Annotated in this window: 12 protein-coding genes, 1 tRNA gene and 1 pseudogene; 8 read left to right on the top strand and 6 right to left on the bottom strand. The window is 74.5% G+C overall.

Annotated elements, in window-relative coordinates:
- Positions 1-238: 238 nt before the first annotated feature.
- The 3 genes from GKE82_RS13265 to GKE82_RS13255 form a co-directional block, all read right to left on the bottom strand.
- The gene (locus tag GKE82_RS13265; RefSeq protein ID WP_154733624.1) at positions 239-1,330 is read right to left on the bottom strand and encodes a type IV toxin-antitoxin system AbiEi family antitoxin domain-containing protein; all 1,092 of its coding nucleotides are present in this window, start codon (positions 1,328-1,330) and stop codon (positions 239-241) included.
- Positions 1,331-1,388: 58 nt separating this feature from the next.
- The gene (locus GKE82_RS30805; RefSeq protein WP_154733623.1) at positions 1,389-3,134 is read right to left on the bottom strand and encodes a hypothetical protein; all 1,746 of its coding nucleotides are present in this window, start codon (positions 3,132-3,134) and stop codon (positions 1,389-1,391) included.
- Between the two features lie 105 nt (positions 3,135-3,239).
- Positions 3,240-4,136 (bottom strand): AraC family transcriptional regulator, encoded by an 897-nt coding sequence (locus GKE82_RS13255; RefSeq protein WP_309233583.1) that lies wholly within the window; start codon positions 4,134-4,136, stop codon positions 3,240-3,242.
- A gap of 67 nt (positions 4,137-4,203) precedes the next feature.
- Here GKE82_RS13255 and GKE82_RS13250 point away from each other — a divergent pair, with 67 nt between their 5' ends.
- A complete protein-coding gene (locus GKE82_RS13250; protein WP_154733621.1) occupies positions 4,204-4,668 on the top strand; it encodes a pyridoxamine 5'-phosphate oxidase family protein in 465 nt (154 codons plus the stop codon).
- Positions 4,669-4,684: 16 nt separating this feature from the next.
- Here the strand turns inward: GKE82_RS13250 and GKE82_RS13245 are convergent, their stop codons facing one another.
- Positions 4,685-6,499, bottom strand: coding sequence for an ABC transporter ATP-binding protein (locus GKE82_RS13245; protein ID WP_154733620.1), 1,815 nt, complete (start codon positions 6,497-6,499; stop codon positions 4,685-4,687).
- A gap of 159 nt (positions 6,500-6,658) precedes the next feature.
- On the opposite strand from GKE82_RS13245, the gene purF reads away from it, so the two are divergent.
- From purF to GKE82_RS13215, 7 genes and pseudogenes are all read left to right on the top strand, one after another.
- Positions 6,659-8,119: an amidophosphoribosyltransferase gene (purF, locus tag GKE82_RS13240; protein ID WP_154733619.1), complete on the top strand. Its 1,461-nt coding sequence runs from the start codon at positions 6,659-6,661 to the stop codon at positions 8,117-8,119.
- Between the two features lie 96 nt (positions 8,120-8,215).
- Positions 8,216-9,187: pseudogene (locus GKE82_RS28495) on the top strand (RecQ family ATP-dependent DNA helicase); the annotation flags it as partial.
- A gap of 326 nt (positions 9,188-9,513) precedes the next feature.
- Positions 9,514-9,987 (top strand): RecQ family zinc-binding domain-containing protein, encoded by a 474-nt coding sequence (locus tag GKE82_RS30800; protein WP_309233806.1) that lies wholly within the window; start codon positions 9,514-9,516, stop codon positions 9,985-9,987.
- Positions 9,984-10,598, top strand: a complete 615-nt coding sequence (gene purN / locus GKE82_RS13230; protein WP_154733617.1) for a phosphoribosylglycinamide formyltransferase — start codon at positions 9,984-9,986, stop codon at positions 10,596-10,598. The genes GKE82_RS30800 and purN overlap by 4 nt, the downstream gene beginning before the upstream one ends.
- A 36-nt stretch (positions 10,599-10,634) precedes the next feature.
- Complete coding sequence (gene purH, locus GKE82_RS13225) at positions 10,635-12,224, top strand: bifunctional phosphoribosylaminoimidazolecarboxamide formyltransferase/IMP cyclohydrolase (RefSeq protein WP_154733616.1); 1,590 nt, start codon at positions 10,635-10,637, stop codon at positions 12,222-12,224.
- A 4-nt stretch (positions 12,225-12,228) separates the two neighbouring features.
- Positions 12,229-12,624 carry a RidA family protein gene (locus GKE82_RS13220; protein ID WP_107567361.1) on the top strand — a complete coding sequence of 132 codons (396 nt, stop codon included), beginning with the start codon at positions 12,229-12,231 and terminating at the stop codon, positions 12,622-12,624.
- Between the two features lie 70 nt (positions 12,625-12,694).
- Positions 12,695-14,338 carry a DEAD/DEAH box helicase family protein gene (locus tag GKE82_RS13215; RefSeq protein ID WP_154733615.1) on the top strand — a complete coding sequence of 548 codons (1,644 nt, stop codon included), beginning with the start codon at positions 12,695-12,697 and terminating at the stop codon, positions 14,336-14,338.
- Between the two features lies 1 nt (position 14,339).
- Here the strand turns inward: GKE82_RS13215 and GKE82_RS13210 are convergent.
- Both GKE82_RS13210 and GKE82_RS13205 read right to left on the bottom strand, forming a co-directional pair.
- Positions 14,340-14,411, bottom strand: a tRNA-Lys gene (locus GKE82_RS13210).
- 7 nt (positions 14,412-14,418) lie between these two features.
- Positions 14,419-15,567, bottom strand: coding sequence for a hypothetical protein (locus GKE82_RS13205; protein ID WP_154733614.1), 1,149 nt, complete (start codon positions 15,565-15,567; stop codon positions 14,419-14,421).
- Positions 15,568-15,738 lie beyond the last annotated feature (171 nt).

Here is a 15,738-nt window from a genome sequence, read left to right as displayed (position 1 = left end):
GGTCGCGTCGTACACCTGGTCCATCGTGGCGCCGGTGAGCACCGAGATCCCGTCGTCACCGAAGGGCCGGTCGAGCACGCCGACGCCGGGAGCCGCGTGCGCGCCCGGGACGCAGACGAGCAGGCCGACGACGGCGATGCGACACGTGGAGCGGATCATGGCGCCGTAACGTCGGCGACCGGCGCGGAGTTGCGGAAACCACCGGCACCCGCACCGCGTCGAGTGGACGCGTGATCCTTCAGGGAAGGATCAGCCGTCCACGACGCGGGCGGCCGAGCCGGGCGCCGCGCGCGAGGAGCACCGGCTCGACCCGTGCGGCGACGGTGCGCGGGCGGTGCAGGACCTCGTCCCAGGCGGCGCGGACGGTCGCGATCCCGGCCGCGGCGAGCAGCCGGTCGCGGTGCGCGTCCCGCGCCTGGCGGACCGGGCCGGCGTGGCCCCGGCCGCCGTCGGTCTCCCCGGCGACGCGGAGGTCCGGCCACCAGAAGTCGTGGCGGATGCGCGTGCCGTCGGTCAGCGTGGCGGGCTGCTGGCAGATCGGCCGCGGCCAGCCGCGCGCGTCGGCGATCGCGAGGAACGCCTCCTCGACGTCGTTGGCGGTCCGGGTCGTGCCGGGCACGTGCTGCTCGATCACGGCGGCGAGGACGTCGGCGCCCCGGCGCCCGCGCGACCGGGCGAGCAGCTCGCGCAGCTCCCACGGACGCAGATGCCCGCGGTAGGCGGCCTCGTCCACGAACCGCTCGACCAGCCGTTGCGGATGCCCGGCGGCGATGTGCAGCAGCGCGCGCGGGAGCGCGAGGCACGCGGTGCCGTCCCGCACGGTGAGGTCGCGCGGGTCCAGCGTCGCGAGGCGGTGCACGGCGACGCCGGGCCGGCGCGGCCGGCGCCCGCCGGGGACGCAGACGTGGATCAGGTCGTCCGGCCCCGCCTGGTGGGTGACGAGGCCCCACGCCTCCGCGGCCGACCAGCGGTCGAGCGCCGCCCCCGCGCCGCAGGAGACCACGGCGGCGTGCCGGCGCAGGGCGGGCGGCAGGGGCGCGCCCGGCAGCCGGAACACGCCGGGGAACTCCTCCACCAGCCGGCCGTCGCGCACGCGCAGCGTCAGCGCGTTGCGGCAGACGCCGGCCTGCGCGAGCTGCCCCGTCGTCGCGATGCCGCCGTGCGCGGTGACGGTGGTGGCGATCAGCGTCGCCGTCGGGCGCGGGCGGGCGCGGCGGCGGCGCGACCCGGCGCCGGCGCGGTCGGGGGCCGCGGCGGGGTCGCCGCGCCGCGCCGTGGACACCACGTCCTTCCCCGAAGGTCCTGGTGTCCACTCGTCGCCGTCGGCCATGCCCCGGAGTCCACCCGGGGGCGCGTCACGGCACAACCACCAGGGTGTGCCGATCCCGCTACAGCTTCACGGTGATCGTGCGGGTGGTCAGGCCCTTCCCGGACACCTTCACCTTGGTGCTCTTCGCGGCGGCCGGGGCGGTCTTCCAGGTGAAGGTCGAGGAGACGACGCAGCGGACCTTGCCGCCCGCGGACTTCTTCTTCGCCTTCTTCGCCTTGAGCGCACGCGACACCGCGGGCTTCGCGCCGACGATCGCCGCGGTCACCGTCTTCGGGCAGCTCTTCGTCTTCGTGCTCTTGGCCGTCAGCGTCACCGCGACCTTGACCTTCTTCGCGACGGTCGTCGGCGGCTGGGCGACCGGCGGCTGGGCCACCGGCGGCTGCGCCGGCGGGACCGTCGGCGGCGGGCAGCCGTCGTCGGTCTGGGCCGCCGCGGCCGGGCAGCCGTCGAAGCGGTCCGGGAGGCCGTCGCCGTCACCGTCAGGGAGGTCGGTGCCGAACGTCACCGTCGCGACGCCCGCCGGCTTCGTCGTCCCCGTGTCGGCGGTGCTGCCGCTGGCGAGCCGGCCGTTGGAGCCCTCGCCCCAGCAGAGCGCCTGCCCGGAGGTCAGCATCGCGCACGTGTGGTCGTCGCCGACCGCGATGCCGATCGCCGTGCGGCCCGCACCGATGTCGGTGGTGACCGGCTTGGTCTCCCCGAGCGAGTCGCCCCAGTTGTTGCCGATGAAGCCGCCGCCGAGCATCCCGGACTGGTTGTCGCCCCAGCAGCGGACCGTCTCCGGCTCGGTGTCGGCGTCCGTCCCGTCGGTCAGCGCGCACACCGCCTCGCTCCCGGCGCTGATCGCGCGGGCGCGCTGGCCGTCGAGGTCGACGGTGACGTCGTTGAGCGTGGCGGCGTTCGTGTTGCCCTGGGACAGCTGGCCGCGCGCGCCCTCGCCCCAGCAGTGCACGCTGTCGGACGGGACCTCGATCGCGCACGTGGACTGGTCGAGCGTCACGACCGCCAGGTAGTTCTCCGACGCCTGCACGGTCGGGGGCTGGATCGGCTTCTCGCCCGGGTCGTCGCCGATCGCGGCCTTCGGGCCGCTGAACGCGCCGTCCCCGATCTGGCTGCGCGAGTTCGCGCCCCAGCACAGGAGCTTGCGCTGCAGCGTCACGACACAGGTGTGGCGGTCCCGCGAGCTGATCGAGAACGCGCCCGCCTCGCCGAGGTCGACGCGCGCCGGGAGGTGGGACGCGCCGTCGTCCGGCTGCCCGAGTCCCAGGACCCCGTTGGCGTTCCCGCCCCAGCAGGCGACCGAGGTGTCGGTGAGGATCGCGCAGCTGTGGTTCGCGCCCGTGGCGACCTGCTTGGCCCCGAGCCCGTCCGGCAGCGCCACCCGGAACGGGCGCTCGCCCGGATCGTCGCCGCGGTTCTCGGCCGCGGTCCCGTCCCCGGTCTGGCCGACGATGTTGCGTCCCCAGCAGTACACGGCGCCGCCCTGCGCCAGCGCGCACGAGTGGGAGGAGCCGGAGCTCACCTGCACGGGCACGACGCCGCGACCGAGCCACACCTGGACGGTCGTGGACCCCGGGACGTCCCCGACGTTCGCGGTGGAGCCGGTGGCGAGCTGGCCCTGGTCGCCCTCGCCCCAGCAGTGGACGGTCGCCTGCGGGGTGATCGCGCAGCTCCCGAGCGTGCCCGACGCGATCTTCGCGGCGCCGGCCTGCGTCGTGGCGGTGGTGGCGCCGCCGATCTCCCGCGCCGGCGGGGCGGACGGTGACGAGGAGCGCGGCGAGCGCGGCGAGGAGGGCGACCGCCGCACGACGGCCGGATGTGTGCTGGACCATGCGCCGCCTTCTATCGGATTCCCGCCGCGAGTGCGACCGCTGACGCGGTTTCTGAGGCCCGGGCGATACCGGGACGGGACTCAGCGGCGCGCCTGCTCCCACTCGATCGGGTCGCCGCTGCCGGCCGGCGGGTGGCCGAGCTCGCGCAGCAGGCCCGCGAGCGTCTCGCGGCGCACCGCCCCGTAGCTCAGCACGTGCGCGAGCACGCCGCCGTAGGTAAACGCCTGGGGCGGCTCGCAGAGCGCGTCGACGAACGCGTCGTCCCAGGCGCCCCGCGCGCGCACGTCGTCCACGAGCGCCCGGAAGCGCGGGGCGACGTGGTCGAAGCGGCGCAGGAGCTCCCCGGACTCCGCGGGCGGCGGCTCCTCCCCGGCGATCGCCGCGGTCCAGACCTCGAGCGTGCGGACCGACCGCTCCGCCAGCAGTCCGGCCGTCTCCTCCGGGCCCTCGAACCAGACGATCACGAGCCCGGGACGCACGGCGCGGTCGCGGTCCTCCGCGGACAGTCGGGCGACGATCCGCAGCAGCTCGCGGGTGCGGTCGAGGTGGTGGTGCAGCAGCCGGTCGGTCACGTCGCGGCCGCCGGCGCGCGGGCCGGGGACGGTGAGGCCGGCGGGGCCGAGGAAGTGGATGCCGTTGCGCGCGGGGAGCGCGACCGGCAGGTCCGACGCCGCGAACGCGCGGGGCGGCACGCCGTACGCGCGCGCGAACGCGCGGCTGAACGCCTCCGGGGACCCGTAGCCGGCCGCGGCCGCCTCCGTGCCGCTCGTCGCCCCACGGCGCAGCCGCCACGCGGCGCGCTCCAGCAGCAGCCGCCGGCGCAGCGCCACCGGGGTCTCGCCGGTCGCGGCGCGCACGAGCCGGTCGAGGTGGTCGCGGGAGAACGACGCGCGCGCGGCGAGCGTCCGGCCGTCGACGTCGGGCTCGTCGAGGGAGCCGACGACGAGGTCGAGCAGGTCGCGCAGCCGATCGGACACGCCGTCCATTTGATCGCATTCGACGCGTCGCCCGTCGCCGGTGCGACCGTCCGGCACGGTGCGGGGCATGCCCTCCTGGTCCACGTTCGCCGACGCCGCCCCCGCGCTCGCGCAGCGCGCTCGCGCCCGCCTCGACGCGCACGTCCACAAGACCCTCGCGACGGTGCGCGCGGACGGCTCCCCGCGCATCAGTGGCATCGAGACCCGCTGGCTGGAGGGCGACCTCTACGTCGGGTCGATGCCCGGCGCCCGCAAGGCGCTCGACCTCCGTCGCGACCCGCGGTTCGCGCTGCACTCCGGCTCCGAGGACCCGCCGGCGTGGCCGGGGGACGCGAAGCTCGCCGGGGTCGCGCACGAGGTCACCGACGACGAGGCGGTCCGGCTGGCGATCCTCGCCGGGACGCCCGACGCCGACGCGCACGTCTTCCGCCTGGACCTGCGCGAGGTCTCGACCGTGCACGTCGAGGACGACGTGCTGGTCGTCGAGGTGTGGACGCCTGCGCGCGGCCTGCGGCGGATCGAGCGGACGTGACCGCGGGGCGCGCGGCTCAGGTCGTCACGGCCTCGCCGATCTGCACGCGCCACAGGCCCGCGTAGCGCCCGTCGAGCGCGAGCAGCTCGTCGTGGGTGCCGGACTCGGTGATGCGCCCCGCCTCCAGCACGTGGATGCGGTGCGCGTGGCGGACGGTCGACAGGCGGTGGGCGATGACGATCGTCGTGCGGTTCGCGCTGACCGTGCGCAGCGACCGCTGGATCGCGGCCTCGGTCTCGGTGTCGACGGCGGCGGTCGCCTCGTCGAGCAGCAGCACCGCGGGGTCGCGCAGGATCGCGCGGGCGAGCGACAGCCGCTGGCGCTGGCCGCCGCTCATCCGCATGCCGCGCTCGCCGACCATCGTGTCGAGCCCCTCGGGCATCGCCTCCACGAACGCCAGCGCCTCGGCGGCGCGCAGCGCGCCCTCGATCTGCGTGTCGTCGGCGTCCGGGCGCCCGTAGGCGACGTTCTCCCGCACGGTGCCGCTGAACAGGAAGACGTCCTGCGCGACGTACCCGAGCGACCCGCGCAGCGACTCGAAGCGCAGCGACGGCAGCGCGGCACCGTCGAGCGTGATCGTGCCGGCGGTCGGGTCCTCCAGGCGCAGCAGGAGCTTCACCAGCGTGGACTTGCCCGCGCCGGTCGGGCCGACGATCGCGTGCGTCTCGCCGGCGGGGACGTGCAGGTCGATCCCGCGCAGCACCGGCGGCGCGTCGTCCCCGAGGTGCCGATACGCGAACTCCACTCCGTCGAGGCGGACCCCGCCGCGGACCGGCGTCACGAGCGTGTCCGTGCCGCCGATGATCCGCGGCGGCACGTCGAGCAGGTCGAGGATCCGCCGTGTGGACGCCATGCCGCGCTGGTAGAGGTCGAGCACCTCGCCCAGGCGGGTCAGCGGCCACAGCAGCCGCTGGGTCATGAACACGAGGACGCTGAACGCCCCGACCTCGAGGTCGCCGTCGAGCGCCGCGTTGCCGCCGATGACGAGCGTCATCGTGAACCCGGCGAGGATCGCCATCCGGATCAGCGGCACGAACGCGCTCGACACGCGGATCGCGTCGCGGTTGGCCTCCCGGTAGGCCTGCGAGGCGGCGGCGATCCGGTTGACCTCCCGCTCCTCCGCCGTGAACGCCTTGATCGTCGCGAGCCCGGCGAGGTTGTTCGCCAGCACGCCACCGACCGCGCCCGCCCGCTCGCGCACCGACCGGTACAGCGGGGTCAGCCGCCGCTGGAACGCCAGCGATCCGAGCACGATCACGGGGATCGGCAGGAACGCCAGCAGCGCCAGGAGCGGCGAGATGACGACGAAGACCGTGCCGACGAGGAGCACGTTCATGACGGTGAGGATGATCTCGTTGGCGCCGACGTCGAGGAACCGCTCGAGCTGGTTGACGTCGTCGTTGAGGACGGCGAGCAGGTCGCCGGTCTCCCGGTCCTCCAGCGCGCCGAGCTCCAGCCGCTGCACGTGCGCGTACGCGTCCATGCGCGCCTCGTGCTCGATCGTCTGCGCGAGCGTTCGCCAGGAGATGTCGGCGAGGTAGTCGGTGACCGACTCCATCACCCACACGAACAGGTTCGCGGCGGCGAGCACGAGCAGCTGGTGGAAGCGGTCCTCGACGCCGACGAGGTCGGAGACGATCGAGCCCTGCCCGCGGACGACGACGTCGACCGCGACGCCGATCAGCAGCTCCGGCGCGATGTCGAAGACCTTGTTCAGGACGCTGAACGTCGTCGCGCGGCGGATCGCGCGCCGGTGCGGGGAGGCGTAGTGCCACAGCCGCCGCAGGGGCGAGGCGTCCGCGGCGGCGGTGGGGGCGGGGAGCGAGGACATGCGCCCGACACGATGGCAGGCCACCCTGACGAGCGGCGGTCGGCGGGGGACGACCCCGCATCCTGCGGACATCCGGTCCATGGACGCGCCCCGGCACGCTGCTACCCTGACCGGGCTGCCCCGGCAGCTCCTCTCATGAGTGTCAGCGCTCCCCTTCCCATGGCGGACCCCGACGGACGCGAGGGTCCACGCGACGAGTGCGGCGTCTTCGGGATCTACGGTCCCGGCCACGACGTCTCGCGCCTCGCGTACTTCTCGCTGTTCGCGCTCCAGCACCGCGGCCAGGAGTCGGCCGGCATCGCCGCCGCCGACGTCGACGGCTACATCATCACCCAGCGTGCGCTGGGCCTGGTGAGCCAGGTCTTCAAGGAGCACGACCTCAAGGCGCTCGGCGGCGACCTCGCGATCGGCCACACCCGGTACTCGACGACCGGCTCCAACGAGTGGGAGAACTCCCAGCCGGTGCACCGTTCGGCCGGCTCGGGCGGCAACCGTCGCGAGCTCGCACTCGCGCACAACGGCAACCTCATCAACGCCGTCGAGATGCACGCGAAGCTGCGCTCGCAGGGCGTCACGTTCTCCTCGACCTCCGACTCGGAGATCATCGCGGCGGCGCTCGCGTCGCACCCCGCGGAGACGATCGAGGAGGCCGTCAAGGACGTCATCCCGCAGCTGAAGGGCGCGTTCTCGACCGTCGTGATGACCAACGACAAGGTCATCGCGTTCCGCGACCCCGCCGGTGTCCGACCGCTCGTGCTCGGCCGCTTCGGCGACGCGTACTGCGTGGCCAGCGAGTCCTGCGCGTTCCTGACGATCGGCGCCGAGTACGTGCGCGAGGTCAAGCCCGGGGAGATGGTCGTGCTCGACGCGCGCGGCGTCACCTCCGAGCAGGTCGGCGACCCCGCCGCCCGCGAGGCGTTCTGCGTCTTCGAGTACATCTACTTCGCGCGGCCCGACTCGCGCATGGGCGGCGGCGCGCTGCAGATCGCCCGCGAGCGGATGGGCGAGGTCCTCGCCCGCGAGGCCCCGGTCCCCGGTGCGGACCTCGTGATCGCGGTGCCGGACTCCGGCAACCCGGCGGCCCGCGGCTTCGCGCGCGCGTCCGGCATCCCGCAGGGCGAGGGGTTCGTCAAGAACCGCTACATCGCGCGGACGTTCATCCAGCCCGGCCAGGAGCTGCGCAAGCACGGCCTGCGGCTGAAGTTCAACCCGCTGCCCGAGGTCGTCGCCGGCAAGTCGCTCGTCGTCGTCGACGACTCGATCGTGCGCGGCAACACGACGCGGCAGATCGTCCAGATGCTGCGCGACGCCGGGGCGCGCGAGGTCCACATGCGGTCCTCCGCCCCGCCGATCAAGAACCCCTGCTATTACGGGGTCGACATGTCCACGCGCGAGGAGATGGTCGCCCACCAGCGCACCGTCGAGGAGATCTCCGCGCACCTCGGCACCGACTCGCTGGCGTACATCTCGCTGGAGGGCGTCTACGAGGCCGTCGGCAACGCCGACCGCGCCCGCCACTGCGACGCGTGCTTCAGCGGCGAGTACCCGCTGGACGGCACCGTCGCCACGCAGGGCAAGTTCGACCTCGAGCTGCCGCTCGTGCAGTCCTCCGCGCGCTAGACGCGCCGTTCGCGCCGTCTCCGTCACGAACCCGTGCCGGTCCTGTCACGACGGGCCGGAGGCGACCGGTCCCGTCGTTATGGTCCGCCGCCGTCGATGCGCACGCTCCCTCTCGACGCCCTGCAGCGGTACTACGGCCACACCGCCTTCCGGCCCGGGCAGGCGGAGGCGGTCGCGGCCGCGCTCGACGACCGCGACGTGCTCGTCGTGATGCCGACCGGCGCGGGCAAGTCGCTGTGCTACCAGCTGCCCGCCCTGCTGCGCGACGACCTGACCGTCGTCGTCTCGCCGCTCGTGTCGCTGATGCAGGACCAGGTCGACGGGCTGCGCGCGCGGCTCGGGGCGCGCGGCGCGCTCGTCGGGGCGATCAACGGCCAGCAGGACACGGCGACGAACCGGGCGGTCCTCGCGCGCGCCGTCGCCGGCGAGCTGCGGCTGCTGCACGTCGCGCCCGAGCGGTTCTCCTCCCCGGACGTGCTCGCGGCGCTCGCGGGCGCCCGCGTCGGGCTGTTCGTCGTCGACGAGGCGCACTGCGTCTCGCAGTGGGGGCACGACTTCCGCCCCGACTACTTCCGGCTCGGGGACGTCGCCCGCGCGCTCGGGGCGCGCGCGATCGTCGCGTCGACCGCGACCGCCACGCCGCAGGTCGCGCAGGACATCGCCGCGCGGCTGGGCCTGCGCGACCCGGTGCGCGTGCAGACCGGGTTCGACCGGCCCGCGCTGAGCTTCGGGGTCGTGCCGTGCAGCTCGCCCAACGACCGTGCGCGACGGATCGTGCACGCGCTCGCCACCGCGCAGGCGCGACCGGCGATCGTCTACGCGGGCACGCGGCAGGCGGCCGAGACGCTCGCCGCCCGCATCGGCGCCGACCTCGGCGTCACCTGCGCCGCGTACCACGCGGGCCTGCCCGCGCCGCGTCGCAGCGAGGTGCAGCGCCGCTTCATGGCGGGCGAGCTGGAGATCGTTGTCGCGACCAACGCGTTCGGCATGGGCGTCGACAAGGCCGACGTGCGGACCGTTGCGCACGACGGCGTCCCGGCGTCCCTGGAGGCCTACTACCAGGAGGCCGGGCGGGCGGGCCGCGACGGCCGTCCGGCGCGGGCGCTCCTGTTCGCCTGCGCGAAGGACAAGGGCCTGCACGTGTTCTTCATGCAGCGCAGCGAGATCGACGACGCGCTGCTGGACCGGGTCGCCGGGCGCGTGCTCGCTGCCGCCGACGCCGACGGGCTCGTCGACGCCCCGGTCGCCGCGCTCGCCGGGACCGACCGGCCCGACCAGGTCCGCGCGATCGTCGGGCACCTCGACCGGGCGGGCGTCCTGGCCCTCGAGCCTGGGCGCGCCGACCGCGTGCGGGCGCGCCTGGGCCGCCCGCACGACGCCGACACCCGCGACGCGTGCCGGACCGCGGCCGGGGAGGGGCGCAGCGCGCGCGCTGGGCGCAGTACCGGGCGGTGTGGGCGTACGCGGAGGGCCGCGGCTGCCGCCGCGCGGCGCTGCTGCGGCACTTCGGCGACCCCGCCCCGGGCGCGCCGACCGTCCCGTGCTGCGACGTCTGCGACCCGACCGTGCTGCCCGCGGGGCCCGCGGCGACGCTCAGCGGCGCCGACCGCGCCCGCGTCATCCGGGCGACGCTCGACGGCCCGGTGCGGCCGCTGGTCGAGCGCTCCGCGGTGGACGCCTGCCGGGCGCTCGTGCAGCGGCTCGGCGACGAGGCGGACGAGGAGACGCTCGTGCGGATCCTCCGCGGCCGGCGCAGCCGCGAGATCGCCCGCCGCTCCTGGGACGGGCTCCCGGAGTACGGGGCGTTCGCCGACCTGTCGGCCGCCGAGGTGCTGGCGCTGCTCGGCGAGGCGGTGGGCGCCCGATGAGCCTGCGCGTCGTCGTCCTCGCGTCGGGTGCCGGGACGAACCTGCAGGCGATCCTCGACGAGCTGCACGGCGGGCCTGAGGGCGTCGTGGTCGTCGGGGTCGCGGGCGACCGGCCCGGCGCGCCCGCCCTGGAGCGCGCCGCTGCGGCGGGCGTCGCGACCGCCGTGTTCCCGCGCGACGCGTTCCCCGACCGGGCCGCGCGCGACGCGGCGCTCGCCGCGCAGGTCCAGGCGTGGGAGGCCGACCTCGTCGTGCTCGCCGGCTACATGGCGCTGCTGGACCCGGGCTTCACGCGCCGGTTCGCCGGACGCATCGTCAACGTGCACCCGTCGCTGCTGCCCGTGTTCCCCGGGCTGCGCGCGATCGAGCAGGCGATCGCCTACGGCGTCAAGGTCGCGGGCGTCACCGTCCACCTCGTCGATGACGGGATCGACACGGGCGCGATCCTGCTGCAGGACGCGGTCGCGGTCGCCGACGACGAGACCGCCGCGAGCCTGCACGACCGGCTGCGGCCGCTGGAGCACGCGCTGCTGTGCCGGGCGGTCCGCGCGTTCGCGGCCGGCGGGGTGTCCGTCGACCCGGACAATCCCCGCAGGATGCGGGTGACCTGAGTCCGCGTTTCCCGGGCGTTCTCTAGGCTCAGGCCCATGCCGTCCGTGCCTGAGCTGAACCCCGTCGACCCGCCCGACCTCGTCCCGGTCCGCCGCGCGCTGCTGTCCGTCAGCGACAAGCGCGGGATCGTCGACTTCGCGCGCGGGCTCGCCGAGCAGGGCGTCGAGCTGATCTCCACCGGGGGCACCGCGAAGGAGCTCGAGGCCGCCGGGCTGCCGGTCCGCGCGATCGACGACTTCACGGGCTTCCCCGAGATCATGGACGGCCGCGTCAAGACGCTGAACCCGAAGCTCTACGCGGGCCTGCTGGCCGTGCGCGACAACCCCGAGCACCAGGCGGCGCTCGAGGAGCACGGGATCGAGGTCGTCGACCTCGTGTGCGTGAACCTGTACCCGTTCGAGCGCACCGTCGCGCGGATGAACGTCAGCGACCGCGACGCGATCGAGAACATCGACATCGGCGGCCCGACGATGATCCGGGCGGCGGCGAAGAACCACGCGTACGCCGCGGTCGTCGTGAAGCCGGAGAGCTACGACGCGATCCTCGAGGAGCTCGCCCAGAACGACGGCGCGCTGTCGTTCCGCACCCGGCAGGAGCTCGCCGCCCAGGCGTTCCACGACACCGCCCGCTACGACACGGCGATCGCCCGCTGGTTCGCGGAGCGCAGCGACGACCACCCGCCGCTGCTCGTGCGCGCCTACGAGAAGGTCACGGACCTCTCCTACGGCGAGAACCCGCACCAACGCGCCGCCTACTACTCGGCGGTCGGCGAGCGCCGGCACCTGCTGTCGATGGTCAAGCAGCACCACGGCAAGCAGCTGTCGTTCAACAACCTCCTCGACCTCGACTCGGCGACCGCGCTCGCGCGCGACTTCGACGAGCCGAGCTGCACGATCGTCAAGCACAACAACCCGTGCGGCGCGGCGACCGGCGCGACCGCGCTGGAGGCCTACCGGGCCGCCTTCGAGTGCGACCCGCTCAGCGCGTTCGGCGGCGTCATCGCGATCAACCGCGAGGTCGACGCCGAGCTGGCGCAGGCGCTGCACCAGCAGTTCATCGAGGTCCTCTACGCGCCCGGGTACACCGACGAGGCGCTCGAGATCCTCACCCAGAAGCAGAACATCCGCATCCTCGAGGACCAGGAGCGCCGCCGCGTCCCGCTCGGCGAGCTGCAGGGCCGGCAGGTGCAGGGCGGCATCCTCGTGCAGGACCGCGACACGATCGTGCTCGACCGGGACACGATGGAGGTCGTCACCGAGCGCCAGCCGACCGAGCAGGAGTGGTCGGACCTGCTGTTCGCGTGGCGGGTCTGCAAGCACGTGAAGTCCAACGCGATCATCCTCGCGCAGGGCGACCGGACCGTCGGCATCGGCGCCGGGCAGATGAGCCGCGTCGACTCCGTGCGCCTGGCGCTGGAGAAGTGCCGGCTCGACAGCGTGCAGGGCGCCGTGCTCGCCTCCGACGCGTTCTTCCCGTTCGCCGACGGTCCCGCCCTGGCGATCGAGGCGGGGGTCCGCGCGGTCATCCAGCCCGGCGGGTCGATCCGCGACGACGAGGTCATCGCCGCCGCCAACGCGGACGGCGTCGCGATGGTCATGACCCGCCGACGCCACTTCCGGCACTAGCGCGATGTCGGGGATCGAGCGGTTCGGGTCCGGCGGGCCCTGGGAGGCGCGCGTCGGCTACTCGCGCGTCGTGCGCGCCGGTGACGGCGTGCACGTGTCGGGCTGCACGGCGATCGGGGAGGACGGCCAGGTCGTCGGTCCCGGGGACGTGTACCTGCAGGCGCAGCAGTGCCTGCGCAACATCGAGCGCGCGCTCGCCCAGGCGGGCGCGACGCTGCAGGACGTCGTGCGCACCCGCGTGTACCTGCTGGACGCGAGCCGCTGGGAGGACGCGGGCCGCGCCCACGGCGAGGTCTTCGGCGAGATCCGGCCGGCGAACACGATGCTCGAGGTCGCCGCGCTGCTGGACCCGCGGCTGCTCGTCGAGATCGAGGCCGACGCCTGGTCGCCGCGGGCGTGACCGACGGATTCCCGCTGCGTGCGGGAATCGTTCGGTGCCGTCCGATCGGGCTGCCAGCCTTCCCCGCTCGGTGAGCTCCGCCGCACGACAGACCACCCCCGCCGGCGGCCTGCGCGACTGGCAGGTCCGGGCACTCGACGCGATGGCGTCGTGGACCGAGGGCTCCTTCCTCGTCAACGCCGCCCCCGGTGCCGGGAAGACCCGTCCGGCGCTCGAGTTCGCGCGCCGCGAGATCGCCGCCGGGCGTGCCCGGCGCGTCGTCGTCGTCTGCCCGACCGGGCCGCTGACCCGCCAGTGGGCGGAGGCCGCGGCCCGCAGCGGCCTGCAGATCGAGCCGGACTCCGACGAGCTCGTCCCCCCGAAGGGCTTCCACGGGATCGCCGTCACCTACGCGCGCGTCGCGATGGCCGGCGTGCGCTGGGCGGCCGCCTGCACCCCGGACACGCTGATCGTCGCCGACGAGGCGCACCACCTCGGCGAGGACCTCGCCTGGGGCCTGGGCTTCTCCGCCGCGTTCTCGAAGGCCCAGCGCTGGCTGCTGCTGTCGGGCACCCCGTTCCGCTCCGACGCCTCCGCGATCCCGGGCGTCCGCTACGACGGCGAGGGCCTCGCCGAGCCCGACATCTCCTACGGGTACGCGGACGCGGTCCGCGACGGCGTCTGCCGGCCGGTCGCGTTCATCACCTACGACGGATCGCTGTCGTGGCGCTCGGGCGACGACGTGATCGAGGCCGGGTTCGACACCGTCCTCACCGGGCGCGAGGCGTCACGCCGGTACCGCACCGCGATCTCCACCGAGCTGCCCGACGGCCTGCCGCGGATCCTCCGCGAGGCGCACGCCAAGCTGCTGGGCGTCCGCTCCGCCGAGGGCGGCCAGCGCGACGCGGGCGGGCTCGTCATCGCCGCCGATGGCGAGCACGCGAAGAAGGTCGCCAAGCTCCTGCGCGAGGTGACCGGCAAGCCGCCGACCGTCGTCCTGCACACCGAGGCGCGCGCGGCCGAGAAGCTTCAGCGGTTCACCGCCTCCAAGGACGAGTGGATCGTCGCGGTGAACATGGTCAGCGAGGGCGTCGACATCCCGCGCCTGCGCGTCGGCGTGTACGCGAGCGCCGCGAAGACCGCGATGATCTTCCGGCAGATCGTCGGCCGGTTCGTCCGCACGATCCCGGGGCGGCCGCCGGAGATGAGCTGGCTGTACCTCCCCGCCGACCCGATCCTGCGCATCCACGCCTCCGAGGTCGAGACCGAGGTGCGCCCGTTCGTGCGCCGCAAGGACGAGGACGAGGACCTCGGCGAGTGGGACGAGGTCTCCCAGCGCAAGGAGACCGAGCGCGGCGAGGCCGTCGAGTTCGTGCCGCTCGTCGCCGACGTCGCGCCGCAGATGACGCTGTTCGGCGGGCCCGCGCCCGCCGAGCCGGTGCGGCCGGTCAGCGTGCCGGTCACGCCCGGCATGACCGACGACCTGCCCGGCCTGCCCGAGCCCGCCGCCGAGCTGCCCGCCTACCAGAAGCGCCGCATCCTGCGCGAGAAGCGCCACGGCCTGGTGAACGACCTCAAGCGCCGCGGCCGCTACGGCGGCCCGCAGGAGATCAACGCCTGGCTCAACCGCGAGACCGGCGTCGCGAAGGTCGGCGACGCGTCGATCGAGCAGCTCGAGAAGTCGATCGAGCTGCTCATGCAGGCGCTGACGAAGGGCTCGCGCGCGCGGCGCTGAGTGCCCCCGGTCGGATTCGAACCGACGCGCGACGGATTAAAAGTCCGCTGCTCTGCCGCTGAGCTACGGGGGCCCGAGCATCATGCCGCAGGATCGCCCGGGTCGCGCACCGAGGTTCGGTCCGCATTGCGCGAGCGTCGCCGGCGCTCGCGCTGCTTCGCCGCCGCCTCGGCCCGCTGCTCGTCGGTCCGGGCACGGCCGCGCGCCGCGTCGCACGCCTTGCACTGCTTGCGCCGAAGCGAGCCGTTCCGAGAGAACGCTGCGGCCGGCTGCTCCTCGCCGCAGGTCCGGCACGGCCGCGGCGGCTCGTCGGATTCCGCGGCCTCAACTGCGATCCGCGCCGCTCGGCGCCGATCGTGGATCGAGGCGCGCTGCTCGTTGGTGAGCGTGACGTCCCGGACCCAGTGACCCACGGTGTCGCGCGCAGCTCCGACCGCGTGGGCGATTTCGTCGAGGCTCCATCCCTCAGCGCGCAGCGCCCGCGCCCGTGGCGCGCGTGCGGCGAGGTCGACGGCGCCTACATCGATCTCGGCAACGCGTGTCCGGAACGACCGGGCGCGCTCCGCGGTACGTCGGCGGTGGCAGTTCGCGCAGCGCACGTCGCACTTGGCGATCTCCTCGGTGACGATGGCGAGGCTGCAGCCGTGCGCGGCGAGACGCGTCACGTCGCCACGCTTGGCCGTGCCGGGCCGGTGATCGAAGTCGAGTGCCGCCATGTCCCGTTGTCCGCAGTCCACGCACCCAGTCTTCTCGAGGTGTTCGAGGACGACACGCTGGTTGCGCGCTCGCGGAGCGCTGCGCGAGGCGATCCGCGAGCGCCAGTCCGGCGAGGCACGAGCCCAGTCGCCGCGGCGCGCCGTGCGGGCGCGGTGGCAATTGGCGCAGACGACCTCGCACTGCTCCACCTCCGCGATCACCCGTGCCAGCGACCGACCGTTCGCGACGAGAGTCGACACGTCAGCCGTCTTCGTCCCCACGTGGTCGAAGTCGAGCACGACGACGTCCGCCTCGCCGCAGTCGCTGCACGGGTGTGAGGCGAGGTAGCTCAGGACCCACACCCGGGCGACCTCACGCCGCCTGACCGTGGAGCGCCGGACCTGCTCGCCGTGCGCCGCGCCCCGGCTCTTGGCGTGCGCGCGGAAGCACGGTCGACACCAGGCCTGGCGGCCCCGGACGGTCCTGCCGTGCAGCTCGATCGGCTGAACGAGCCGGCAGCGCGTGCACTGCACGGTCCGCCCGCTCCGCCAGACGACCAGTCGGCGGCTGGCGGACAGGGGGGACCGCGTCTTCGGGACGACTGCGGGGCGCCACGTCGCGCGTCCACACACTCACGCTCGACTGCGCGGCACCGAGCCGCCGAGCGATCTCCCGGACGCCGACGCCCTGGGTCCGCAGGGCTC

It is taken from the genome of Conexibacter sp. W3-3-2 (genome assembly GCF_009707605.1).
In the GTDB taxonomy this organism is placed as follows: Bacteria; Actinomycetota; Thermoleophilia; order Solirubrobacterales; family Solirubrobacteraceae; genus Paraconexibacter; species Paraconexibacter algicola.
The sequence above is the reverse complement of the archived record's forward strand: the minus strand, read 5'-3'. Positions and strand labels throughout refer to the sequence as shown.